The sequence below is a fragment of the Streptomyces sp. NPDC005303 genome (assembly GCF_040607335.1).
Lineage (GTDB): Bacteria > Actinomycetota > Actinomycetes > Streptomycetales > Streptomycetaceae > Streptomyces.
In genome coordinates this window covers 1-25,092 of sequence record NZ_JBEXGM010000059.1, presented here as the reverse complement: position 1 = coordinate 25,092, position 25,092 = coordinate 1, and the positions used below count along the sequence as shown (strand labels likewise).

19 protein-coding genes are annotated in these 25,092 nt (G+C 69.8%); 14 read left to right on the top strand and 5 right to left on the bottom strand.

What is annotated here, in order from left to right; genetic code table 11:
• Positions 1–209: 209 nt before the first annotated feature.
• A complete protein-coding gene (lexA, locus tag ABZT93_RS39155; protein WP_352382363.1) occupies positions 210–989 on the bottom strand; it encodes a transcriptional repressor LexA in 780 nt (259 codons plus the stop codon).
• A 562-nt stretch (positions 990–1,551) separates the two neighbouring features.
• Between lexA and nrdR the strand changes: the two genes are divergently transcribed.
• The 3 genes from nrdR (at position 1,552) to ABZT93_RS39140 (ending at position 6,042) form a co-directional block, all read left to right on the top strand.
• Positions 1,552–2,130 carry a transcriptional regulator NrdR gene (gene nrdR, locus ABZT93_RS39150; protein WP_356113678.1) on the top strand — a complete coding sequence of 193 codons (579 nt, stop codon included), beginning with the start codon at positions 1,552–1,554 and terminating at the stop codon, positions 2,128–2,130.
• A 162-nt stretch (positions 2,131–2,292) separates the two neighbouring features.
• Positions 2,293–5,193 (top strand): vitamin B12-dependent ribonucleotide reductase, encoded by a 2,901-nt coding sequence (locus tag ABZT93_RS39145; protein WP_356113676.1) that lies wholly within the window; start codon positions 2,293–2,295, stop codon positions 5,191–5,193.
• A 141-nt stretch (positions 5,194–5,334) separates the two neighbouring features.
• On the top strand, positions 5,335–6,042 hold the full coding sequence (locus ABZT93_RS39140; protein WP_356113674.1) for a DUF6215 domain-containing protein: 708 nt from the start codon (positions 5,335–5,337) through the stop codon (positions 6,040–6,042).
• Between the two features lie 4 nt (positions 6,043–6,046).
• Here ABZT93_RS39140 and ABZT93_RS39135 read toward each other — a convergent pair whose 3' ends face one another.
• Complete coding sequence (locus ABZT93_RS39135) at positions 6,047–6,571, bottom strand: TerD family protein (RefSeq protein WP_356113672.1); 525 nt, start codon at positions 6,569–6,571, stop codon at positions 6,047–6,049.
• A 148-nt stretch (positions 6,572–6,719) separates the two neighbouring features.
• On the opposite strand from ABZT93_RS39135, the gene ABZT93_RS39130 reads away from it, so the two are divergent.
• The 3 genes from ABZT93_RS39130 (at position 6,720) to ABZT93_RS39120 (ending at position 9,022) form a co-directional block, all read left to right on the top strand.
• A complete protein-coding gene (locus tag ABZT93_RS39130; protein ID WP_351990707.1) occupies positions 6,720–7,325 on the top strand; it encodes a YdbC family protein in 606 nt (201 codons plus the stop codon).
• Positions 7,326–7,444: 119 nt separating this feature from the next.
• Entirely contained in the window at positions 7,445–8,104 is a 660-nt protein-coding gene (locus ABZT93_RS39125; RefSeq protein ID WP_355734268.1) for a histidine phosphatase family protein, read from the top strand.
• Positions 8,105–8,116: 12 nt separating this feature from the next.
• Positions 8,117–9,022 carry an ADP-ribosylglycohydrolase family protein gene (locus ABZT93_RS39120; protein ID WP_356113670.1) on the top strand — a complete coding sequence of 302 codons (906 nt, stop codon included), beginning with the start codon at positions 8,117–8,119 and terminating at the stop codon, positions 9,020–9,022.
• A 277-nt stretch (positions 9,023–9,299) separates the two neighbouring features.
• Here ABZT93_RS39120 and ABZT93_RS39115 read toward each other — a convergent pair whose 3' ends face one another.
• Positions 9,300–10,847 (bottom strand): MFS transporter, encoded by a 1,548-nt coding sequence (locus tag ABZT93_RS39115; protein WP_356113668.1) that lies wholly within the window; start codon positions 10,845–10,847, stop codon positions 9,300–9,302.
• A gap of 179 nt (positions 10,848–11,026) precedes the next feature.
• On the opposite strand from ABZT93_RS39115, the gene ABZT93_RS39110 reads away from it, so the two are divergent.
• The 3 genes from ABZT93_RS39110 (at position 11,027) to ABZT93_RS39100 (ending at position 13,156) form a co-directional block, all read left to right on the top strand.
• Complete coding sequence (locus ABZT93_RS39110; RefSeq protein WP_356113666.1) at positions 11,027–11,650, top strand: TetR/AcrR family transcriptional regulator; 624 nt, start codon at positions 11,027–11,029, stop codon at positions 11,648–11,650.
• Between the two features lie 82 nt (positions 11,651–11,732).
• Positions 11,733–12,434, top strand: coding sequence for a ribonuclease HII (locus ABZT93_RS39105; RefSeq protein ID WP_356113664.1), 702 nt, complete (start codon positions 11,733–11,735; stop codon positions 12,432–12,434).
• 68 nt (positions 12,435–12,502) lie between these two features.
• On the top strand, positions 12,503–13,156 hold the full coding sequence (locus tag ABZT93_RS39100; RefSeq protein WP_356113663.1) for a hypothetical protein: 654 nt from the start codon (positions 12,503–12,505) through the stop codon (positions 13,154–13,156).
• Positions 13,157–13,369: 213 nt separating this feature from the next.
• Here ABZT93_RS39100 and ABZT93_RS39095 read toward each other — a convergent pair whose 3' ends face one another.
• Both ABZT93_RS39095 and ABZT93_RS39090 read right to left on the bottom strand, forming a co-directional pair.
• Positions 13,370–14,002 carry a hypothetical protein gene (locus tag ABZT93_RS39095; RefSeq protein ID WP_356113662.1) on the bottom strand — a complete coding sequence of 211 codons (633 nt, stop codon included), beginning with the start codon at positions 14,000–14,002 and terminating at the stop codon, positions 13,370–13,372.
• Between the two features lie 295 nt (positions 14,003–14,297).
• Positions 14,298–16,469 carry a RecQ family ATP-dependent DNA helicase gene (locus ABZT93_RS39090; RefSeq protein WP_356113660.1) on the bottom strand — a complete coding sequence of 724 codons (2,172 nt, stop codon included), beginning with the start codon at positions 16,467–16,469 and terminating at the stop codon, positions 14,298–14,300.
• 140 nt (positions 16,470–16,609) lie between these two features.
• Between ABZT93_RS39090 and ABZT93_RS39085 the strand changes: the two genes are divergently transcribed.
• From ABZT93_RS39085 to ABZT93_RS39065, 5 genes are all read left to right on the top strand, one after another.
• A complete protein-coding gene (locus tag ABZT93_RS39085; RefSeq protein WP_356113657.1) occupies positions 16,610–18,352 on the top strand; it encodes a DUF4192 domain-containing protein in 1,743 nt (580 codons plus the stop codon).
• A gap of 683 nt (positions 18,353–19,035) precedes the next feature.
• The gene (locus ABZT93_RS39080; RefSeq protein ID WP_356113655.1) at positions 19,036–20,946 is read left to right on the top strand and encodes a glycogen debranching N-terminal domain-containing protein; all 1,911 of its coding nucleotides are present in this window, start codon (positions 19,036–19,038) and stop codon (positions 20,944–20,946) included.
• A 130-nt stretch (positions 20,947–21,076) separates the two neighbouring features.
• Positions 21,077–21,835, top strand: coding sequence for an NUDIX hydrolase (locus ABZT93_RS39075; protein ID WP_356113653.1), 759 nt, complete (start codon positions 21,077–21,079; stop codon positions 21,833–21,835).
• Positions 21,836–21,875: 40 nt separating this feature from the next.
• Positions 21,876–23,897, top strand: coding sequence for an ABC transporter ATP-binding protein (locus ABZT93_RS39070; RefSeq protein ID WP_356113651.1), 2,022 nt, complete (start codon positions 21,876–21,878; stop codon positions 23,895–23,897).
• A 162-nt stretch (positions 23,898–24,059) separates the two neighbouring features.
• Positions 24,060–24,947, top strand: a complete 888-nt coding sequence (locus ABZT93_RS39065; RefSeq protein ID WP_356113649.1) for an FCD domain-containing protein — start codon at positions 24,060–24,062, stop codon at positions 24,945–24,947.
• Positions 24,948–25,092 lie beyond the last annotated feature (145 nt).

Below are 25,092 nucleotides of genomic sequence, written 5' to 3'. Positions count from 1 at the left end.
GACGGCTTCGCCGGAATCGACAACTACAAGGCCCTGTTCACCGACGACGGCATCCGCACCGCCCTGGTCAACAACGTGATCTTGACCCGTTTCCGGGTCAGACCACGGCGATAGCGAGCGACCCTTCACCGGGGCCGGACAGCACAGGGCCCCGGAACCGGCGCAGGGGTTCCGGGGCCCGGTCGGGTCGGCGAGGCCGGCCGCGGCGCTCAGACGCGCCGCAGAACCGCGACTACCTTGCCGAGGATGGTCGCGTCGTCGCCCGGGATCGGCTCGTACGCGGAGTTGTGGGGGAGCAGCCAGACATGGCCGTCCTCGCGCTTGAAGCGCTTGACGGTGGCCTCGCCGTCGAGCATCGCGGCCACGATGTCGCCGTTCTCGGCGACGGGCTGACGGCGCACGGTGACCCAGTCGCCGTCGCAGATCGCGGCCTCGATCATCGAGTCGCCGACGACCTTCAGCACGAACAGCTCGCCGTCGCCGACGAGCTGGCGGGGGAGGGGGAACACGTCCTCGACGGATTCCTCGGCGAGGATCGGGCCACCGGCGGCGATCCGGCCGACCAGCGGGACGTAGGACGCGGCCGGCTTGCCCGCGGTGTCCGTGGGCTGCACCGAGGCGCCCTGGTCCGAGCCGCGCACCTCGTACGCGCGCGGGCGGTGCGGGTCACGGCGCAGGAAGCCCTTGCGCTCCAGTGCCATCAGCTGATGTGCCACGGACGAGGTGCTGGACAGGCCGACCGCCTGGCCGATCTCCCGCATCGACGGCGGGTAGCCGCGCCGCTGGACGGAGTCCCTGATGACCTCGATCACCCGGCGCTGCCGGTCGGTGAGCCCCGAGCTGTCCGCACGGATGCCCGGAGGTCGGCCCGGTAGGGAGCGCTTGTGCCCCTCGGGATTCACGGCTTCGTTCATCGCATGCACCGGCTCGAGTCGGCCCTGGGAACGGTCCTGGGCAGTGATGGTGGCACTGTCTGCGGTCGTGGTCACGTCGGCCCCTCTCGATGGTCTCCCTGCTGGACAACGGTAGTTGCTTTCGAAAGGTTGCGCCAAACACACGTTCGAGTGAAAAATCGCGAAGCGCCTGACGCGATCGTGTGTCTGGGTGTATGGCTAACGCGCCGCCTGCCGAACAAAAGGGCCCATTGCTGTACTCTTCACCGCCGGACGGCGACCTCGCGAGTCGTTGCCCCAGTGTGCCATCCGGTGCCCTGCGGGCCGGGTACCGGCTCTCATCTCTGCGGGAATCCCACGTCCCCTCCTTGCGGCGCCCACGCTATCTCCGCATGCGCCGCAGCGATACGCCTGTGCGGCGTGTTCGCCGGGCGCCGGGACGGTCGTATGGCACATGCCAATACGGGCGCGACATCCGTGTACGGCGTGTAGGCCGTGCCAATCCCTACATGTAGTGCTTGGATTGCTGCAGCAGCCCAGAAGTTGTGGTCCCCCGGGTCTCCACGCCCGCTGCGATCGCCTATGCTGGGGGCTGCTTCGAGGGGCCCATGGGGCTCAGCGAGGCTATTGAGTCTGCTGTGAGGAGGGTTGGGAATTCATGCACTGCCCCTTCTGCAGGCACCCCGACAGCCGCGTCGTCGACAGTCGTACGACCGACGACGGCACGTCGATCCGCAGGCGCCGCCAGTGTCCGGACTGCTCCCGTCGTTTCACGACCGTGGAGACGTGCTCGCTGATGGTGGTCAAGCGGTCCGGAGTCACCGAGCCTTTCAGTCGTACCAAGGTCATCAACGGTGTGCGCAAGGCATGCCAGGGGAGGCCTGTCACCGAGGACGCGCTCGCCCAGCTCGGCCAACGGGTCGAGGAGGCGGTGCGGGCCACCGGAAGCGCCGAGCTGACCACCCATGACGTGGGGCTGGCCATACTCGGCCCGTTGCAGGAGCTCGATCTCGTCGCGTATCTGCGATTCGCCTCCGTCTACCGGGCGTTCGACTCGCTCGAGGACTTCGAGGCCGCGATCGCGGAACTGAGGGAAGACACGGGACCCCCCGCCGCGGACGACGAGGACCGCGGAGAGGGTGGGGGCGGCGACGAGGCCGTCTCGGGGAGCCAGGAAGACGATCGCGGGCCCGGAGAGACTGCTCAAGTCCCCGAGCCCGCCCGCGCCGCCGACTGATCGGCGGGCCGGGCCGGGCCAGAACCCCGGTTCGGCCGGACGGCGGCGAACTAGGACCTGTTGCGGGCGGTAGTGAGTGGGTGCCCGCAATACCAGACAGAACACCGTGCCACGGGAACAACGGGGCACTTCAGGGCGTTTTCGCCCGTACAGGGAGGCGGCATGACAGAGACGGCGAGCGGTCCGGCACGGAGTTCCCGCGCCAAGGGCACCAAGGCGACTGCGAACAAGGGCCTGCGCATCGAGCGCATCCACACCACCCCCGGCGTGCATCCGTACGACGAGGTGGAATGGGCGCTTCGTGACGTCGTCATGACCAACTGGCGCGACGGCTCGGTCAACTTCGAGCAGCGTGGCGTCGAGTTTCCCGACTTCTGGTCGGTGAACGCGGTCAACATCGTCACCAGCAAGTACTTCCGCGGTGCCGTCGGCACCCCCCAGCGCGAGGTGAGCCTCAAGCAGCTCATCGACCGCATCGTGAAGACCTACCGGAAGGCCGGCGAGGACTACAAGTACTTCGCCTCGCCCGCCGACGCGGAGATCTTCGAGCACGAGCTGGCGTACGCCCTCCTGCACCAGATCTTCAGCTTCAACAGCCCCGTGTGGTTCAACGTCGGCACGCCCCAGCCGCAGCAGGTCTCCGCCTGCTTCATCCTGTCCGTCGACGACTCCATGGAGTCGATCCTCGACTGGTACAAGGAAGAGGGCATGATCTTCAAGGGCGGCTCCGGTGCCGGCCTGAACCTCTCCCGCATTCGCTCCTCCAAGGAGCTGCTGTCCTCGGGCGGCAACGCCTCGGGTCCCGTCTCCTTCATGCGCGGTGCCGACGCCTCCGCAGGAACGATCAAGTCGGGTGGCGCCACGCGCCGCGCCGCCAAGATGGTCATCCTCGACGTCGACCACCCCGACATCGAGGACTTCATCGAGACCAAGGTGAAGGAGGAGGAGAAGATCCGCGCCCTGCGCGACGCGGGCTTCGACATGGACCTGGGCGGCGACGACATCACGTCCGTCCAGTACCAGAACGCCAACAACTCGGTCCGCGTGAACGACACGTTCATGAAGGCCGTCGAGACGGGCGGCAAGTTCGGCCTGACGTCCCGTATGACCGGCGAGGTCATCGAAGAGGTCGAGGCCAAGGCGCTGTTCCGCAAGATGGCTGAGGCCGCGTGGGCCTGTGCCGACCCGGGCATCCAGTACGACGACACCATCAACTACTGGCACACCTGCCCGGAGTCCGGCCGTATCAACGGCTCGAACCCCTGCAGCGAGTACATGCACCTGGACAACACGTCCTGCAACCTCGCCTCGCTGAACCTCATGAAGTTCCTGAAGGACGACGGCAAGGGCAACCAGTCCTTCGAGGCCGAGCGCTTCGCCAAGGTCGTCGAGCTCGTCATCACCGCGATGGACATCTCCATCTGCTTCGCTGACTTCCCGACGCAGAAGATCGGTGAGAACACGCGCGCGTTCCGCCAGCTCGGCATCGGTTACGCCAACCTCGGCGCCCTGCTGATGGCGACCGGCCACGCGTACGACTCCGACGGCGGCCGCGCCCTCGCCGGGTCCATCACCTCTCTGATGACCGGCACCTCGTACAGGCGTTCCGCCGAACTCGCCGCAGTCGTCGGCCCGTACGACGGCTACGCCCGCAACGCCCAGCCGCACCTGCGGGTCATGAAGCAGCACTCCGACGAGAACGGCAAGGCCGTCCGCATGGACGACCTCGACTCGCCGATCTGGGCCGCCGCCACGGAGGCCTGGCAGGACGTGCTGCGCATCGGCGAGAAGAACGGTTTCCGTAACGCCCAGGCGTCCGTCATCGCCCCGACCGGCACCATCGGTCTCGCGATGTCCTGCGACACCACCGGCCTTGAGCCCGACCTCGCGCTGGTCAAGTTCAAGAAGCTGGTCGGCGGCGGTTCGATGCAGATCGTCAACGGCACGGTCCCGCAGGCCCTGCGCCGCCTGGGCTACCAGGAGGAGCAGATCGAGGCGATCGTCGCCCACATCGCCGAGAACGGCAATGTGATCGACGCCCCTGGGCTCAAGCACGAGCACTACGAGGTGTTCGACTGCGCCATGGGCGAGCGTTCCATCTCCGCGATGGGCCACGTCCGTATGATGGCCGCGATCCAGCCCTGGATCTCCGGTGCGCTCTCCAAGACGGTCAACCTGCCTGAGTCGGCGACCGTCGAGGACGTCGAAGAGGTCTACTTCGAGGCCTGGAAGATGGGCGTCAAGGCGCTCGCCATCTACCGCGACAACTGCAAGGTCGGCCAGCCCCTCTCCGCCAAGACCAAGGAGAAGGAGAAGACCGAGGTCACGGAGAAGGCAGAGGCGACCATCCGCGAGACGGTCGAGAAGGTCATCGAGTACCGTCCGGTCCGCAAGCGCCTCCCGAAGGGCCGTCCCGGCATCACGACGTCCTTCACGGTCGGCGGCGCCGAGGGCTACATGACCGCCAACTCCTACCCGGACGACGGTCTCGGCGAGGTCTTCCTGAAGATGTCCAAGCAGGGCTCCACCCTCGCGGGCATGATGGATGCCTTCTCCATCGCGGTCTCCGTCGGCCTCCAGTACGGCGTGCCGCTGGAGACGTACGTCTCGAAGTTCACCAACATGCGCTTCGAGCCGGCCGGCATGACGGACGACCCGGACGTGCGGATGGCGCAGTCGATCGTCGACTACATCTTCCGCCGCCTGGCGCTCGACTTCCTGCCCTTCGAGACCCGCTCCGCGCTCGGCATCCACTCCGCCGAGGAGCGTCAGCGCCACCTCGAGACCGGCTCCTACGAGCCGACCGAGGAGGAGGTCGACGTCGAGGGTCTGGCCCAGTCGGCGCCGCGCACCCAGGAGCTGAAGGCAGTCGTCACGCCGAAGGCCGAGGTCGAGGCGGCCAAGCCCGCCCCGCAGCAGGCCCACACCAGCGCCGAGTTGGTGGAGATGCAGCTGGGCATCCAGGCCGACGCCCCGCTGTGCTTCTCCTGCGGTACGAAGATGCAGCGGGCCGGTTCCTGCTACATCTGCGAGGGCTGCGGCTCGACCAGCGGTTGCAGCTGATGTGAGTTAGGCCGTCCAGGGCGGTGCAGTCGGACGTCGACTGCACCGCCCTCCGCTTTTCCGTTTCTCCACAGGACGATCACACGTTAGGCTCCCCCAGCGCACGACCGGCGCGGACGGCAGGGTGGGGGACACGGGGACATGGCTGAGCAGCGGATCGCCGATGCCGCAGTGAGTGCGGGAGAGCCCGAGAAGGGCTCGAACGAGTGGGGCCAGGCCATAGCGGCACTGGTGGTGGTCGGAGGTCTCATGGCTCTTTTGTTGTCAGGGACCTTTCAGCAGAAGTCCAGCGACCCCGAACCTGCCGAGTGCCACACATCGGACGACGCCCGGCCCTCGAAGCCCGTCTCAGGGGTGCAGTTGTGCACGGCGCTGAACCGGGAGGACCTGCCGACACTGCTCGGCACGCCGACCGAGTACGCGATGACCGCCAGCGGCAAGGAGAGCGTGGGCGACTGGGCCGACGGCACCAAGACCGTCACGCCCGAGGCGGAGGTCCAGCTGTCCACCTACACGGTGAACCTCTCTACGTCCGACGACGACATCCCGGTTTCCGAGATGGCGGGTTTCCTGGGGAGTTCAGCCCAGAACAGGACTGTAGGCGGGCACCCGGCGGTCCTTTACTCGGACCGGACCATCGCCTTCAAGTTCAACCTCGGCGGAGGCAAGGTCGACACCGGTCCCGGCGGGATCGCCCGCAGCCTGCTGGTCGCCAAGGACACCAAGGACGGCGGCGGCTTCTACGAGGTCTCCATATGGCGCCAGGACGACGTGGTGCCCGATGACCTCGCCTTGTTCCGCGTCGCCGAGACAGTGCTGCCGACGGTCCCGGGCTGGACCGCCGGCTGAGGCCTTACTCCCGGCCCATGCTCCGGGTGAAGGTCGCGGGGTCGTCCTCGAAACCGCTGATCCCCGGGTGGAAGTCCCAGGTGCCGTCCTCCTGGCGTTCGAACGCCGCGATCCTCGCGGCCGTGGCGCCGAGGACGCCGCCGAAGTCGTCCTCGGCCAAGACCGTGTAGCCCTCCCGTATGCGCAGGCCCGGGTTGAGCACGCCGACGAAGGTGCGGTGCGCGGAGCGCTGCTGGATGACGGCGCCGACGACCACGCGCGTGTACCGGGCGTCCAGTCGGTCGAGTTCGAGGGTCATGACCTCGTCCCAGCCGAAGCCCTTGCCGTCCTTGCTGTCCCGGTTGAGATAGATGGTGCCGTCGGGGGAACGGCTGTCGAAGTGCACCACATAGGCTGGATCACCGTACGGATCGGCCGCCACATAGGTCGCGGCGACGATGTCCAGGTCGGTGGGCGGCTGCCCCGCCGGACTCGGATCCCACTTGAGCGCGACCTCGACCTTGCGGATCCCCTTGTTGATGCCGCTCACCGGATTTCCCCTTCCCCCTGTGTCCTCGGCCCGAACTGCCGGTCAGGCAAGACCGGTTGTCCATCCTGCCACGCGAGTGTGTCACTCGTGGGGCACCTCTGCCTCCGAGGGTGACCGGCGCCACGCCCTGTGGCCTTACCATGGCGCGGTGCTGGTCAAGTGGATTCGCTGCACCGTGGTGGACCGCCGCGGCTTCGAGCGGGGGCAGCGAAAGTGGGCGGGGCTTCTGGGAGAGCCGGGGTTTCGGGGACAGGGCGGAGGCTGGAGCCGGGGGCGGCAGGGTGTGGCGCACATTTTTTCCTTCTGGGAGAGCCGTTCCTTCTACGACTCCTTCATGGCGCGTTCCCACGACCGGCTCGCGGCTGCCCAGTCAGGCACGTTCAAGGACATCCAGGTCAAGCTGTTCGACTACCGCTTCGATGTGAAGACGGGCTTCGAGCCCCGCTTCACCGACGCCGACCTGGTGCGGTTCGCCCACTGCCGCGTCCATGAGGAGCGCGCGGAGCACTTCACTCTCATGCAGGAGAAGGTCTGGAATCCGGCGATGGCCGGCTCGCCCGGCATGATCCGCGGCCTGTTCGGCGAGGCCCCCGGGAACGAGTTCCTGGTGCTGTCGATGTGGCGCTCGGCCGCCGAGCACGGCAAGTACCGCACCGAACGAGTGGAACGGCTCGCCCTGAGAGCCCAGACCGAGGCCGATGTCGCCGCGCTCACGGGTGACATCCTGGACCTCGAACCGGCCTGGACGGTTTGAGATCCGGACTCGCCATCCGTGCGTCTCTGAGTGGCCGATGGTGCGGGAAATATGTGACCTACGCCGTATGGAGCCCGTACGAGTGCTCGATACGCCCCCACTCGATCTAGGGTCTTGGCATGGCACGACCACGGCGAATCGTCCTTGTCCGGCACGGGGAGTCAACGGGCAATGTTGATGACACCGTGTACGAACGCGAGCCCGACCATGCTCTGGCCCTGACCGAACGGGGCTGGCGGCAGGCGGAGGAGACCGGAAAGCGGCTGCGAGAGGTGCTGGGCCGTGAACAGGTAAGTGTGTACGTCTCTCCGTACCGCCGAACGCACGAGACCCTTCGCGCCTTCCATCTGGACCCCGAGCTCATACGGGTACGCGAGGAACCCCGGCTCCGCGAGCAGGACTGGGGAAACTGGCAGGACCGCGACGACGTACGTCTCCAGAAGGCGTACCGCGACGCCTACGGGCACTTCTTCTACCGGTTCGCCCAGGGCGAGTCGGGGGCTGACGTGTACGACCGGGTCGGCGGCTTCCTGGAGAGCCTGTTCCGCAGCTTCGAGGCGCCCGACCATCCACCGAACGTCCTGATCGTGACGCACGGCCTCGCCATGCGGCTGTTCTGTATGCGTTGGTTCCACTGGACGGTCGCCGAGTTCGAGTCGCTGTCGAATCCGGGGAACGCGGAGATGCGGATGCTCGTTCTCGGGGACGACGGCAAGTACGCCCTTGACCGGCCCTTCCAGCGCTGGCGAGAGCCGGAACCGTACGGGATCACCGATTAGAGTGGCAGACCGATGACCGCTGACTCCTCATCCGACGGGCGCTTGAGCCGTGCCCTCGCCAGTCTGCGTGGCCTTGCCGTGGGGGACGCCCTGGGCTCGCAGTTCTTCGTACCGGTGAACTACCCCCTGCTGAAGAACCGCGAGCTGCCGCCCGGCGAGTGGCAGTGGACGGACGACACGGAGATGGCCTGCTCCGTGGTGGCCGTCCTGGCCGCCCACCACCGCATCGACCAGGACGCCCTGGCGCACTCCTTCGCCGTACACCACGATTTCGACCGGGGCTACGGCCCCGCCGTCAACCGACTGCTGCGGCTGGTCCGCGAGGGCGGCGACTGGCGTGAACTCGCCGCGGCCCTCTTCAACGGGCAGGGCTCCTGGGGCAACGGCGCCGCGATGCGCATCCCGCCCCTCGGAGCCTTCTACGCAGACGACCCGGAGCAGGCGACCCACCAGGCGGAGATCTCGGCGTATCCCACGCATCAGCACCGTGAGGCCGTCGTCGGCGCCATGGCCGTCGCCGCGGCCGCCGCGCTGGCCGCCGACCCTGGCGGCCCGCCCAGTCCTGGTGCGCTCTTGGACGGTGTCATCGCGCTCGTCCCGAAGAGTGCCGTCGGCGCGGGGCTGCGGCGAGCCCGCGACATGCTCGACTACGGCGACGCCTCCACCGTCGCGGCCGTGCTGGGCTGCGGCCGCCGTACGACGGCGCACGACACCGTGCCGTTCGCGATCTGGTCCGCCGCCCGGTCACTGGGGGATTACCAGGAGGCGTTCTGGACGACCGCACAGGTCGGCGGCGATGTGGACACCACCTGCGCCATCGTGGGTGGCGTGATCGCCGCGGGGAAGGCCGGAGCGCCGCCCGCCGAGTGGGTGGAACGGACCGAGGCGTTTCCGGAGTGGTTGCGGGTGTCGGAGTAGGAGCCCATGGCGAGCCCACGTCCACGCTGGTCGAAACTCTCCGTGCATGCTGGGAACTCTGCGTAACCATCGGCTCGTTGTCAGGACAGTTGCCGTGCGACGGATGGGCCGGTGCGCAGGCGGCACGTGAGAGGGGTGTGGTGTGGCCATGGCATGGTTGCGGCTCTTCGCCCTGGTGTGCGCGGCTCTTCTGGTGCGGATGGCCGGACCGTCGCCCGCGCCGTCGATCCCCCGGGCCCGGTCCGGCCATCCGCGGCTCATCGCGAGCCAGGTCCCGTCAGCCGAGACCCGGACCCGCCGTGCCCGCGAGCGCCTCCAGATCGCTCTTGCGTACCTTGATCACCAACCAGGCGGTGGCCAGGGCCAGTACGGCCATCGAGGCGGCGGCCACGAAGCCCGACGAGATGCCCTGGGCGAGCACCTCGTGTCCCCACGGGGCGGGCAGCTGGTGCGTCTTGGCGAACTCCGCCTTCTGCGCCGCCGAACCGTCGGCCATGAAGTGCGGCAACTGCTTCTCCGCCTCGCCCTTGCTGGCCGACCCGAACACCGTCGTCAGGATGGACAGGCCGAGCGAACCGCCCACCTGCTGTGTGGTGTTGAGCAGCCCGGAGGCCGCGCCGGCCTCATGCTGGGCGACGCCGGAGACCGCGGTGATCGTCAGCGTCACGAAGTTCAGGCCCATGCCGAAGCCGAAGATCAGCATGGGGCCGAGAACTCCGCCGACGTAGGAGCTGTCGGAGCTGATGAGGGCCTGCCAGGCGAGTCCGGTCACTGCGAGCGCGGAACCGGCGAGCATGAACGGCTTGGGGCCGAGCACCGGCAGGAATCGCTGCGACAGTCCCGCGCCCAGGGCGATGACGACGGTCACGGGCAGGAACGCGAGACCGGCCTCGATCGGGGTGTAGTCCAGGACGTTCTGGACGAAGAGCACGATGTAGAAGAACATGCCGAACATCGCGGCAGCGAGACTCAGCATGATCACATACGTGCCCGAGCGGTTGCGGTCGGCGAACATCCGCAGGGGGGTGATCGGCTCCTTCGCGCGCGACTCGATGAACGCGAAGGCGAGCAGGAGTACCACGGCGATGCCGAAGGACCCGATGGTCAGGTTGTCCCGCCAGCCCTCGTCCGCGGCGCGGATGAAGCCGTAGACCAGCAGGGCCATGCCTCCCGTGGAGGTCAGGGCCCCCGCGATGTCGAAGCGGCCGCTGTGCCGCTGCGACTCGCTGATGTACAGCGGGGTGAGGACGGCGATCAGCACGCCGATCGGCACGTTGACGAAGAGCACCCATCGCCAGTCCAGCCACTCGGTGAGCATGCCTCCCGCCAGCAGGCCTATGGCACCGCCGCCCGCGGAGACGGCGGCGAAGACTCCGAAGGCCCGGTTCCGCTCCGGTCCCTCCGGGAACGTGGTGGTGATCAGCGCCAGCGAGGTCGGCGACGCGATCGCGCCCCCCACCCCTTGCAGGACACGGGCGGCCAGCAGCTGCCAGGGCTCCTGGGCGAGACCACCGAGCAGAGAGGCGAAGGTGAACAGCAGGATGCCGGTCATGAAGACCCGGCGCCGCCCGAGGATGTCACCCGCGCGGCCACCGAGGAGCAGCAGGCCGCCGAAGGTGAGCGTGTAGGCGCTGACGACCCATGTGAGGTCGGTGGTGCTGAACTTGAGAGCGTCTTGAATGTGCGGCAGCGCGATGTTCACAATCGTCGCGTCGAGTACCACCATGAGCTGGCAGGCGGCGATGACGGCGAGCGCGATGCCAGGTCGCCCTTCCCGCCGGGCAGCACCTGGTTTCTGATTTTCGATCAACTGAGAGGTCGTCACTATGGGTCCCCCACAAGCGCGTTAGTGAACGGATGCGTTCACTGTCGCGTCAACGGTAGTGAGTCCCCAGTAGTGAACGCAAGCGTTCACTTAAGTTTATTGGCGCGGCCCGTCCCCCTGTATGGCCGCGCGTCCCGTCCCTCCCCGAAATCCCCGCTTCCCTCGCTGGAGACATTCAGATGGTTACCTCGCGCTGGACGGCCGCTCCCGCTCGGACGGCCGCCCTCCGTCGGCGCGGCGCCGTGCTGGAGCGTGCGATCCTCGACGCCGCGCTGGAACAGCTCAGCACGGTCGGCTGGAACGGCCTCACGATGGAGGGCGTCGCCGCCGGAGCCCAGACCGGCAAGGCCGCGGTCTATCGCCGCTGGCCCTCCAAGGAGGACCTCGTCGCGGACGCCCTTAGGGCTGGACTACCGCGTTTCGAAGAGGCCCCCGACCTTGGTGGTGTGCGCGAGGACCTGCTCGAACTGTGCCGGCAGGCGCGCGAGGCGATGTTCTCGCGCCCTGGCTTCGCCTTGCGTTCCGTCATTCACGAATGCGACCAAGCTCAGGCGGAGCGCTTTCATGCCGTGATCTTCCAAGGCGTCGTGGAGCCGAGCGTGCAGCTGCTTCGCGAGATCATCACCCGCGGAATAGAGCGGGGAGAGGTGCGTCCTGACGCGGCGAACGACTATGTCTTCGATGCCATCCCCGCCATGATGATGTATCGCTCCAAGATGCGCGGTAGCGAATGGGATGACCAGGATGTCGAAGAGATGATCGATCACTTCGTGCTGCCGCTGCTGCGGTCGACCGGACCGTGAGTACTCTTCGTGGACGTCTCGACGTCTTCCGAGGAAACCGGGGTGTCGCAGGGTGATCCGAGCGGCGTAGGCTAAGGGCGCCATGCCGTACGAACCACCTACTCACACTGTCGAGCGCTCACTTCGTGCCACGACCGGAGCGAAGATCATCGCTGGTGTCGACGAAGTGGGGCGAGGTGCCTGGGCCGGCCCTGTCACCGTCTGCGCGGCGGTCACCGGACTGCGCCGACCGCCCCAAGGCCTCACCGACTCCAAGCTGCTCAGCGTCAAACGCCGTACCGAACTCGCGGAGGAACTGCGGACGTGGGTGACGTCGTACGGCCTGGGGCACGCCAGCCACGAGGAAATCGATGCCCTGGGGATGACGGCCGCCCTGCGGATCGCCGCCGTGCGCGCCCTGGAGGCACTCCCGGTCCGCCCGGACGCGGTGATCCTCGACGGGAAGCACGACTATCTCGGAACGCCCTGGAAGGTCCGGACCGTGATCAAGGGCGACCGATCCTGTGTGGCGGTCGCGGCGGCATCGGTGATCGCCAAGGTACAGCGCGACAAAATGATGGCCGAACTGGGTATCGACCATGCAGACTTCGGTTTCGCGGCCAACGCCGGGTATCCCTCGCCCGTGCACAAGGCCGCGCTGGAGGTTCGGGGCCCCACCCCGTACCACCGGCTGTCGTGGGCGTATCTTGATGCGCTGCCTCAGTGGCGGCACCTCAAGAAGGCCCGCAGCTGGGCGGACGGAAGCGTTCCGGAGATCGAGGGCCAGCTCGGCTTCGATTTCTGACGATTCCGCTCGCGCTGATGTGCCACCCGCTGACGCGAGCCGCACCAATGTTTGATAAACATCAGCCCATGCCTCTCATTCCCGAGGAGCCTCAGATTCACGAGAGTGCCCAGGGTCCCCGCGCCACTCCGGCCAGCGGCCGCACCGCGCCGACCCCCCGTCCCGTACCCGGTCCACGCCCCGTGGCTCCGCCGCGCCCCGGTCGTCCCGGCCCGCTGCGGCCCGCCCCGCCGGTGCAGCGGACGCCGCACGATGTGGCCGTGGCCAAGACTGCAGCGCCGGGCCCCGCCGCGCCTGCCACCCCCGCCCCGTCTCCGGTCCCGGCTTCGGCGGCCCCGCAGATCCAGCTCATCCCGGCCTCGGCCGCCGGTGCGCTCGACGCTGCCGAGGAAGCCGTAGACCTCCTGCTGGACTCGGGACGTGCCCCCGGTGAAGTGCTGGTGATCACCACCGGCGAACAGCACCCGTGGGCCACCCATGAGCTGTCCTTCGGTGAGGCCGCCTACTGGGCCCAACACGATGCCGGTGACGACGTGTTCTACGCGGACGCCACCGTGGCCTCGCGTGCCGCGTCCCGTCCGGTGGTCGTGGTCGCCGTCAACGGCGGCTCCGCCGCCGCTGTCGCCGAGGGCCTGCCTCTGGCCCACTCCCGGGCCGGTGCCCTGCTGATCGTCTGCGGCGACCCGCAGCAGATCAACTCGGTACTGGGCGTCGGCGTCTGAGCCGGTTCCGGTAGGGACGCCGACGGCGGGTAAAGGTGCCGCTCGTGCGGCACCTGTACGGCGAGTCCTTCGGCGTGCCCGCGTCCCGGCAGACGCCCGGTTCGCACTTAACACCATGCCGGGTCCAGAAACATGCGCGCTCGATCGGCCACGATTGCTTGGGCCGTACGTCACGGACGTACGGCCCTAGAACGGCGATCGGGACGGACTCGGCTAGCGGGCCGCCGCGCGGCGCAGGACCTCCGAGGCGGCGCCGCCGGTGCGCGGGAGCAGGGGCGGTGACTCGGACGTGGCGAAGGGCTCAGGCGCCGAGTCCGCGTTCGGTCGGCGTCCGCCGCGTCCCTCCCCGAGCACCTGCCACCCGTCGCGCGTCAGCGTGATGTACGCCCCGCAGCGCAGCCCGTGCAGGGTGCAGGCGTCACGCAGACCCCACATCCAAGCCCCGTCCTCCTCCGTCCAACGCGCGTCACCCTCACGGCAGTAGAGCAGCACGGCGGTGCGCACCGGGGTGCGGCGCCGCAGGTCGTGCGGGATCACCCGGCGCAGCTGGGCCAGCAGCGTGTTCCGGAACATCCAGCCGTCGGCCGGTGCCGGGCGGCGTGTGAACGATGCGCTCGCCAGCAGCCGTTCGTCCGGATCGAGGACCGCCACGATCGCTGTCGCCGGTTTGGGGCGGTGTCGCGAGTGCAGCCCGCTGACGACCTCGCGCGGGTTGCGCAGCAGTGGGATGCCGGCCTCGGCCCACTCGGCGGGTTCGAGCAGACGGGCCAGAGGGTTGGCGGATGCGGCGGACAGGTCGGTTGACGACGTGGACGCCGCGGAGGACGGAGCGAATCCGAAGGTCACGGTCCTCCCTTCGGCTACGCGCCCATACGGCGGGCGGGGTCGGATTCGGGGGAGCGCGCACCGCAGCAGAGCCCTACCGGTCTACGGACAAGCCGTGCGGGGAGCGGACCTCAATTCTTCCTGTCGAACTTGGTTGCGGCAACGAGCAATTGGGTCCACAGACCCGAATCGGGTGGTTGGTGGCTTATATCCCTACCCAGTGTTTTACCGGGCGACCCCCGGGACCTCCCAGCCCCGGCGGTCCGAGGCCCGGATCCGTACGCGCGCGTGGTGAGTTGTCGCCCCAGGTGCCTGCTCAGCCACGCACGGCCAGCACCAGAGGCAACACCCCCTGGGCCCCTGACCGCACCAGCAGTCGGGCGGCGACCGCGAGGGTCCAGCCGGTCTCGGTCATGTCGTCGACGAGCAGTACAGGACCCGCGGCTTCCTCCAACGCCTCCCGCAGAGGCGGCGGCACGATGAGCGCCCCATGCAGGGCCCGCAGACGCTGAGCGCTGTTGGAGCGGGGCAGGGAGAGGTCGTCCGAGTGGTCCGTGTAAGCGAGGGACCCAAGGAACGGCAGGCGGCCGACGGCGGAGATCCGGCTTCCCAGCGAGTGCACCAACTGTGGCCGGCTGCGTGAGGGAACGGTGACCACGCCGACAGGGCGGGTCGGCGCGTCCGGGGCCCCGGAGGCCCAGCCGTCGGGCGACTTGGCCCAGTCGGCCAACACGGTCACGACGGCGTTCGCCACGTCGTCGGGGGCGGGGGCGTCCGGTGTCCCGGGTGCGAGCAGCGGCCTGAGACGGTTGCCCCAGCCGATGTCCGACAGCCGTCCGAGAGCCCGGCCCGGCAAGGCCTGCTCGCCGGGTGGGATACGGCCCTTCAGGTCGACGCCGATGGCCGGGAGGCCCGTGGGCCACATGCGGCGGGGCTCCACCACGACACCGGCGCGGGAGAGCGAGCCGCCCGCCGTGTCCAGGGCGGCAGCGGAGATGTCGGCGGTGAAGCGAGGCCCGGCGCAGTTGTCGCAGCGCCCGCAGGGAGCCGCTTCCTCGTCGTCCAACTGCCGCCTCAGGAACTCCATACGGCAGCCTGTGGTGGTGGCGTAGTCGCGCATGGCCTGCTGTTCCGTGGCGCGCTGCTTGGCGACCCAGGCGTAGCGCTCGGCGTCGTACGACCAGGGCTCTCCGGTGGCGATCCAGCCGCCCTTGACCCGGTGGACCGCGCCGTCCACGTCCAGCACCTTGAGCATGATCTCCAAGCGCGTGCGGTTGAGCTCCACCAATGGTTCGAGCGCGGGGAGCGACAGCGGCCGGTCCGCCCGGGCGAGGGCGTCCAGAGTGCGTCGTACGGCTTCTTCGGGCGGGAACGCGACGGAGGCGAAGTAGGACCAGATCGCCTCGTCCTCACGGCCGGGCAGGAGCAGCACCTCGGCGTGCTCGACACCGCGTCCGGCGCGGCCGACCTGCTGGTAGTAGGCGATGGGGGAGGAGGGCGAGCCGACGTGCACGACGAAGCCGAGGTCGGGCTTGTCGAACCCCATGCCGAGCGCGGAGGTGGCCACCAGCGCCTTGACCTTGTTCGCGAGGAGGGCTTCCTCCGCCTGCTGGCGCTCGGCGTTCTCCGTCTTTCCCGTGTACGAGGTGACGGTGTGCCCGCACTCCCGCAGGAAGGTGGTGATCTCTTCGGCGGCGGCCACCGTCAGGGTGTAGATGATGCCGGAGCCCGGCAGGTCCTCCAGGTGATCGGCAAGCCAGGCCAGACGGTGGGCCGCGTCAGGCAGTCGGAGCACGCCGAGGCTCAGGCTCTCGCGGTCGAGCGGACCGCGCAGGACCAGTGCGTCCGACCCGGTCCCGGTGCCCAGCTGCTCCGCCACGTCCGCGGTGACCCGGGCATTGGCCGTGGCGGTGGTGGCCAGCACCGGCACCCCGGGCGGGAGGTCGGTCAGCATGGTGCGCAGCCGTCGGTAGTCGGGGCGGAAGTCGTGGCCCCAGTCGGAGATGCAATGGGCCTCGTCGACGACGAGTAGGCCGGTGGCGGCAGACAGTTCGGGCAAGACGTTGTCGCGGAAGTCCGGGTTGTTGAGTCGCTCCGGGCTCACGAGCAACACGTCAACGGTGCCCGCGGCGACCTCGGCGCGGATGGTCTCCCACTCCTCGGGATTGGAGGAGTTGATGGTCCGGGCGTGGATTCCGGCACGGGCGGCGGCCTCGACCTGGTTGCGCATGAGGGCGAGCAGCGGAGAGACGATCACGGTCGGCCCGGCGCCGCGCTCGCGCAGCAGGGCCGTCGCCACGAAATACACCGCGGACTTGCCCCATCCCGTGCGCTGCACGACCAGGGCCCGGCGCTTGTCGGCGACCAGCGCCTCGATCGCCCGCCACTGGTCCTCGCGCAGCCGTGCCGATCCGGTGCTGTCCCCGACGAGCCGGACGAGGATCCCGTCGGCAGCCTCGCGCAACTCCGTCTTGCTCGTGTGCGTCATGCCCCCATACAACACGACGCCTCCGACAGCGGGGCGTCGCAGTGGCCCGGCTGTGGATGACAGGACGGCGTTGTCGTGGCCCTGATCGGACTTATCCACAGGTCGAAACGGAACATCGAGATCCGCGAGATCGTCTGCGCATGACGAACCACAGCGAAACGACGGGACCCGCCGCAAACGGCAACAACCGCGGACGGAAGGGCGACGGACGGAACGGAGAAGGCGGCCGGAACGGAGAGGACAGGCGGAACGCCGACGGGCGGGACATCGACATCCCGGGGATCGGCGACCGCGCCGGCTTCGACGCACATAGTGCCGAACACCAGGTCACCCTGCGAACTCCCGGTGAACTGGCCGACGCGCTGCCGTACCTGCTTGGGTACCGGCCCGAGGACAGCATCGTTCTCGTGGCCCTGCACGACCGGGGCGGCCGCGGCCGGTTCGGAGGGCGGGCCCGGCTGGGCATTCCCGCGAACAAGGACGACTGGCCGGCCGTGGCCCGGCAGCTGGCACACGGACTGATCACCGGCAGCGAGCGCAGGGGCGGCCGCCCCGAGCAGATGGTCGCCTACCTCTGCCAGGAACCGGGGTCCGGTGAGACGGGCAGGCAGATCACGGAGCGGCTGGCCCCGCTCGCCGGGCTGCTGCGCACGGAGTGCGGTCGGCTCGACGTTCCTGTGATCGAGGCCTTGTGCATCTCCGACGGCCGCTACTGGTCGTACTGCTGTCCGAGCGAGGAATGCTGCCCCCCGGAGGGAGTCCCGATGGGGCTGCCCGGTACCTCGGTGCTCGCCGCCGCGGCCACATATGCCGGACTGCAGGTGCGCGGCACTCTGCGCGAGCTGCGGGCCAGGCTGCAGCCCTGGGAGACCGCGGCCGCGCTGGAACAGGAAGTCGCCCTGGACACCGCCGGCATGACCCTGGTCCCCCGGATGCTCGACCAGGCGAGCAGGGCGGACGTGGCCGAGGAGACGCTGCGGCTGGCCAAGCGCACCATGACACGCCTCGCCGAGGCGGCGCCCGTGTCGGGGTCGCTCCAGGCCGACTTGCGTGACGACGAACTCCTGGGACATGACGACGCGGCGGTACTCGTCCTCGGTCTGCAGGACCGCACGACCCGGGACCGCGCGGCCGAGTGGATGGAGGCCGAGGAGGCCGGACCTGCACTGCGTCTGTGGCGCGCATTGGCCCGCCGCTGCGTCGGACCCTACGGCGAACATGCGGCGGCGCCGCTCACCCTCGCCGGATGGGTTGCCTGGTCCACGGGCGACGAGATCGAGGCCAGGGAGGCGCTGGCCATGGCCCTGGGCGCAGATCCCAGCTATCTCTTCGCCCGGCTCCTGCACCAGGCCTGCAATGAGGGACTCGATCCGGAATCAATCCGCCGTTGCCTGCGCGCGGAACGCGTGGTGCGCGATGAACGCGCGCGGTCGGACAGCGCCCAGCCAGTCGAGGTGGCGAGGGGCGAGGATCTGACGGGCCCGGACACGTCCGGTCCTGGAGGAAGCCACGGGGTGTCCTTGCCCGGTTCCGACGGAACCCTGGAACTGCCCGGGAACTCCAAGGACGCGCCGGCTGTGTGCCCGCCCCATGCCGAAGGCGCGCTCCCACCGTGCCCCTCCGGGCCTGACGGGACTCCGCCGACGCCACAGCCCGCCACGGCATCCCGGCGACGCAAGCGGGTGCGCCCCGGAGCTCGCGTGGATGCCCGTCCCCAGTCCGACGCGGAGGGGCGGCAGCCCTGTGTCGAGGAATCCCGCCCGCGCTCCCGGCCGGCCCGCGGTACCCGCCCCGGTGCCGTCCGCCGGACCACGGGCAGGGGCGACGCACGCCGGGCCGAGGAAACACGACCCGGAGGCGGTGCCACCGAGGAGGAGGGATGAGGGACCGCTGGAAGCGGGGCGCGCGCTGGTGGTCACACCTGTGCCGCCGGGTGACGCTTTCGAGGCCCCGCCATTCGGTCGGCTTCCGGGCCCGCGGGCGTGACCCCGAACAGGCCCGCCCCGTTCACCTGAGTGGCGGAACCGCCCACCTGACCGTACCGCTGCATCGCCCGTGCCCTTCAGAAGCCCCGCACCGGGCGCCGAGCACGCCCGAGGCGCGCAGAGTGCAGAGGAAGCGCCCCTTGCATCAGCCGACTCCGCCCTCCACCGAGGACGGCCGCTCCACCCTTGGCGCGCCGACGACGACATGGAAAGGAAGTGCCGGGCAGCCACGAGCCGCGGACACCGGCAGGCCTGGGCCGAGGTTCCCGAGCGGCGGTCAGCACACCTCCACGCCGGCGGAACACCACCGGAACCCGGCTCTGGAAGAGGACCAGAAGGACACCGCACCCTCGCCGTCGTGGGACCGAGAGTCGTCATCGTCGCGGGACCGTGAGCCGGATCCGTCGGCGGGCTCCGTGCGACGCGCGCCCACACCGGCGAGGGAGGGCCGGACTTCACCTTCCACGGCGAACCGTCCTGCTCGCCCGCCTTCACCTGTGCCGTCCAGGCCGCCACAGAACTCCTCCTCGGGCCCCCGAAGCCCGGGTGATCTCCCCCCAGCGCACTCGGTCATCATCTGCGTGGCGCTTCCCGGCCTCGCCATCTCCACGGATCAAGGGCAGTTGACCGGTCAGGGGCTGGAGGGCTTCTACCGTGCGGGCCGACGTGTGCTCTCCAGGTGTCAGATCCGTGTCGCCGGCCGTGAACCACTCGCGGTCCAGGCACGGACGACCGCGGCGGATCGCGCCCGCTTTGTGGCCACCGCGCGCGTCTCCCCGCGCGGAGGCCCGGACCCTGACGTCGTCGTGGAGCGCACCCGCCACGCGGACGGGACGGAACGCATCAGCCTGCACAGCGCCGCTGCCCGCCCACTGCGACTGCCGGTGGAGGTGGCCCTCGGGACGGATCTGGCGGACCTGGGCGCGATCGCATCGGGCCGCGCGGGACCCGAACTGCCCGCAGTCGTCCACGACGCCGGCCTGCGCTGGTCCTGCGCGATCGGCGGGGTGTCGGTCATGGCCGACCCACCACCCACCGACGCTCTCGCGTCGGCAGGCCTGCTGCGCTGGGAGGTCGACCTGCCCCCAGGAGGCACGGTCGGACTGGAGCTGCGCGTGCGTCTGGAGGGCGCGGGCCCCGTCCGGGCTGTGGGGCGTGCGGCGACCAGCCCCCTGGCTTCCGCCCGCGCGACGGGAGACCACCCCGCCATCCAGCCTCTCCTGCACACAAGCATCGATGATCTCCAGGCCTTACTGCTGCGCGACCCGGCACACCCCACCGACACCCACCTCGCGGCCGGAGCCCCCTGGCGCTGCGGCCTGGCCCCGGCCGACGCGCTCGTGGCAGCCCGTATGACACTGCCACTCGGCACCCGGCTCGCCGCGGGGACGCTCCGCACCCTCGCCCGCACCCAACTCCGCGGGCAGACAGCGCAGACCGGCATGATCCCGGGGCCCCGCCGGGACGCGGGCGCCCACCTTCCAGCCGGTTGCACGGGCACCGAGGCGACCCTGCTCTTCCCCGTCCTCCTCGCTGAGGCCTTCCGATGGGGACTCTCGCAACGGGAGACGGAAGAGCTGCTCCCGGCAGCCGAGCGGTGTCTGGGCTGGCTACGGGCGGCCGTGGGGGAGGGGCCATATCTGTGCGACCCACAGCCCCGCGGCCCTGTCCGCTGCGAGACACAGGCACATGCTCATCGCGCGGCCGTCCTCGGTGCCGGCCTGCTCGACGCGTTCGACAGACCTGGCGGGGCGGCGCTGCGGCAGTGGGCCCGCGAACTGCGCACAGCCTTCCGCGAGGACTTCTGGGTCGAAGACCTCAGCGGCGGTCGGCCGGCGGCTGCGCGAGCCCCTGACGGACGCCTCGTGCCCCACCTCGGCGCCACGGCTGCCCACCTCCTGGACACCGGCCTGCTCGGCGGCGGCGAACAGGCGCCCGGCCTGCTCAACCGGGTGCAGACCGAACAACTGGCCCGGCTGCTCGGCAGCCCGGTCATGGACTCCGGCTGGGGACTGCGCGGGCTGGGCACCAAAGAGGCGGGCTACAACCCGTTCGGCCATCGCACCGGTGCCGTGAGAGTCCACGAGAGTGCGATCGCCGTCGCGGGCCTGGCCGCCGCCGGGTACGAGAAGGAGGCCGGCTCGCTCCTTAGGGGTCTGCTGGCCGCGGCTGAGGCCTTCGGTCACCGGCTCCCCGAGATGTACGCGGGTGAGCAACGCACCGACGGGAGCGCTCCCCTTCCGCACCCGGCGGCCTGTCGCCCGGCGGCCACGGCAGCGGCCGCCGGAGTCCTGTTGCTGAGCGCCCTCGCGGGAATCCGCCCCGATGTACCGGCGGGGACGGTCACACTGCGACCCATGCGCAGTGCGCCCCTGGGTGAGATCGGCCTGACCGGACTGAGGATCGCGGGAGCCCCGTTCTCGGTACGGGTCAGCAGACTCGGGCTCGCGATGGTCGAGGAAGCCGCCGAAGGGCTGCAACTGAGGGCCTGACCTTGCAGGACATTCCCTCCTGCAGGCACCGACAGCTGAGGACGTGGCCTGCTCATACGGGAGTGGATCAGCCATCGATGCGACCGACGAAGGGAGTGTTTATCGTCAGGCAGACGACTATGATCGCCGCATGCCCTACGACCCGTCAGCCTTTCCACCCTTCGCCGTCACTGTGGACCTGGTCGTACTGACCGTGCGCCGTCACGCCCTGTGCGCGCTCGCGGTACGCAGGGGTGAGCCGCCGTTCCAGGGACGCTGGGCGCTTCCCGGCGGTTTCGTACGGGCCGATGAGGATCTGGCGCAGGCCGCTGCCCGCGAGCTGGCCGAAGAGACCGGGCTGCGCGCGCACGACCCGGCGGTCCCCGTCCAGGACAACGGAGCACACCTGGAGCAGCTCGCGACCTACGGCGACCCCAAGCGTGACCCCCGGATGCGCGTGGTGAGCGTCGCCCACCTCGCCCTCGCCCCCGACCTGCCCGCCCCCCGGGCAGGCGGCGACGCCAGCAACGCGCGCTGGGCGCCCGTCGAAGAGCTGTTGCAGCAGAGCGGCTACGGCCGAGACGGGGAGCCGATCGCGCCGCTCGCCTTCGACCACGCGCAGATCCTCTCGGACGGAGTGGAGCGCGCTCGCTCGAAGATCGAGTACTCCTCGCTCGCCACCGCGTTCTGCCCGCCCGAGTTCACCGTCGGTGAGCTGCGCCGGGTCTACGAGGCGGTGTGGGGCGTGGCACTGGACCCGCGCAACTTCCACCGCAAGGTGACGGGCACACCGGGCTTCCTGGTCCCCACCGGCGGCACGACCACGCGCCAGGGCGGCCGTCCCGCCCAGCTCTTCCGGGCCGGCGGCGCCACCCTTCTCAACCCTCCGATGCTGCGCCCCGAGGTGTAATGGCCCCCAAAACCAGACATAACGCGCTATCTTGCTGCGGGTGATCCAGGCCTTCGGACTGACCAGCAATTCCCGCAAGGACCTCCCGCCCGCGGTCGACGACGTGTCCTTCGAAGCCCGCGCGGGCTGCGTCACCGCGCTTCTCGGAGCGACGGGCGCGGGCAAGACGACGGCGCTCAGACTGATGCTCGAACTGCAACAGGGCCGTGGCCTGACCTACTTCAAGGGCCGCCCGCTGCATCGCATCTCGCACCCGTCGCGCGAGGTCGGCGTGCTCCTGGGCGAGGTACCCGGCCATCCCGCGCGCACGGTCCGCGGACATCTGCGCATGCTGTGCGCCGCGGCCGGCGTCCCGGTCGGGCGCGCCGACGAAGTACTCGAAGTGGTGGGACTGGTCAGCCTGCGAGACGAGCGGCTCGGCACCCTGTCACGCGGTATGGACCGCCGCCTGGGCCTGGCCTGCGTCCTCCTGCCGGACCCGCACACACTCGTGCTCGACGATCCTGCCGACGGGCTCTCCACTCGTGAGCGCCACTGGCTGCACGGCATGATGCGAGCACACGCCGCCCAGGGCGGCACGGTCCTGTTCACCACGTCCGAGCCCAAAGAGGCCGCCTGCGCCGCGGATCACGTCATCACGCTGGAGCGGGGCAGACTCGTCGCGGACCAGGCGGCCGCGGAGTTCGCCCGCACGAGGCTCCGCCCCCGTGTGGCCGTTCGTAGCCCCCATGCCGTCCGACTCGCCGCCCTGCTCGCCAAGGAGGCCCGCACGGCTCACCGCTCCGTCGAAGTCGTCCGGGAAGGCGGCAACCGTCTGTCCGTGTACGGGAGCACATGTGCCGACGTCGGCGAGACGGCCTTCCGCCACGGCATCCTGGTCCACCAACTGGCCGACGAGATCGGGGACATGGGGCCCGGCGCGGGCCGGATTCCCGGGCAGGACGCGGCAGCGGTGCAGGATCCGCGGGAGGGCATCACGGGGTCGGAGTCCGGCGAGCTCCTCGGTGACCAGATGGTCCGCCTGGCCGGAGTGGCAACGCGAGGAGGCCAAGCGCACGGCAGTCCCGTGTCGCGGAGTGGCTTGGACCACCTGCACGACGACAACGTGGTCCCAGCCGACCGGACAGGGCACGGCGACGAGGCGGCACACGGCAGTGCCGCGCACAGCGGCGCGGCCGCGGGACGTGGTGACGCCGCGGGAGGTGGTGACGCCACTCTGGGCTACGCGGACGTCTCCAGGGCCACCACCCCCTTGCCCCCCCTCCCACCCCCCATCTCCGTCAGGTCCGCGCCCAGCCCCTTGCGCCCCCTGCGCTACGAACTGCGCCGCGCTGCAGGGATCGGCACCGGGTTTCTCACCGCCGCCGCCGTACTCGTCGCGTCAGCCCTCACCGCCGTAGTACTGGCGCGAGTCGGTCACACCCCGCAGGCACGTCTGCTGGCGGCGTGGCCGAGGGAGGTGCCGCTGCCCCCGGCTGCGCTCGGGGCCGGACTGCTCGGCGCACTCGCGTTCGGCGACGAGTTCCGCCACCCCGCCCTGGCTGCGGACCGCGGCACCGTCCCCCGCCGGCTGGGGCTGCTCACCGCGAAACTCGTGGTCGCCGCCGTCACCGCGCTGGTGCTGGCCCTTCTCACGCTGGGCTGCGACGCCGAAGTGCTCTATCTCGTCTACGGACGGGAACTCACGGAAGTTCCCACGGACTGGTTGTTGCTGAGCGCGAGTTGGTTCGGGCTTGTGGTCGGGTGCGCCTGGGCCGGTGTTCTGGCCGCCGGCATCTTCCGGTCCACCACGGCCGGGCTCGCCGCAGTGCTGGCTGTGCCCGTTCTCGTCGTACCCCTCGTACAAAGAGCCCTGGAGGGCGCGTCCGTGCGAGCGGCGGCGGCAGGTCTTCCCGCGCGGCTGCGCGAGGTCTTCCTGCTGCAATGGCCCTTCGGCGGCGACCGCTATGTCGTCGGAGCGGTGCGTGTGGTCGCCCAACCAGTGGGCGGGGCACTGACGTTGTCGCTGACCGCCCTGCTGTGCGCATATCTGCTCACGACCCTGCGCAGCAGAGTCCGATGAGGACCGTCCGTACGCTTCCGGTCCCGACCCGCGCACAACTTCCCGACGAAAGCGCATTTCTTTCCGATAAGGCGTCAATTGCGACGGGGTGAGCGATCACCCTTTCGTGTGCTTTTCACCAAAGACCTCAAGGGAGTTGGAGGCGGCGCCGACAAAGGATCCGTGAGTACCCTTGCGCACACCATGATGACCGCCGCCCGCTCCGCCGACTCCGGTCTGGCCGGCCCGGGCGATCTCGACCGCTACCCCTACGCCGAGGCCCCGGCCGCAGGCCGCGTCGGAGCCTCCGTCTGGGACGGCTCGGAGCCGGAGCTGGGCCGCGTGGGCCGACGGGCCGCCGGCAGCCGCGGGCGCGGACTGCACGGCCAACTCGTTCAGCAGCTGGGTCAGATGATCGTCTCCGGCGACCTGGGAGCCGACCGGCCGCTGGTCCCGGAGGAGATCGGCCAGCGTTTCGAGGTCTCCCGTACCGTCGTCCGTGAGTCACTCCGCGTCCTGGAGGCGAAGGGCCTGGTAAGCGCCCGCCCGAACGTCGGCACGCGCGTGCGTCCCGTCAGCGACTGGAACCTGCTGGACCCGGACATCATCGAATGGCGAGCCTTCGGGCCACAGCGCGACGATCAGCGCCGCGAGCTGAGTGAGCTGCGCTGGACGATCGAGCCGCTCGCCGCGCGCCTGGCCGCGGGCCATGGGCGGGAGGACGTCCAGCAGCGCCTCGGTGACATGGTCGAGATCATGGGGCACGCCATGAGCCAGGGTGACGCGCTCACCTTCTCCCGCGCCGACGCCGAGTTCCACTCCCTGCTCATCCAGCTCGCGGGCAACCGCATGCTGGAGCACCTTTCCGGGATCGTCTCCGCCGCCCTCCAGGTCTCCGGCGGCCCGGTCACCGGCTGTGACCGGCCGAACGAGTCGTCCCTGGCGCACCATGGCCGGATCGTCGACGCCCTCGCCACCGGTGACGCCGCGGCGGCCGAAGCGGCCATGCGTCAGCTGCTCGCCGTCCACCCCGAGGTGGAGCGTGTGGTGCCGGCGCCGCGCGAGCACTGACCGTGCCCCGCGGGCGGCGCGGTCGAGGATGTCCTTCCCCTCCTGTGGCATCGTTCGGCCGTCGAACCGCCTCCGTCGGACCCCGCAGGATCTCCACCCTGGTCCAGGACTGGAACGTCGGCGTGCTGACCACTCTGGCCATCTG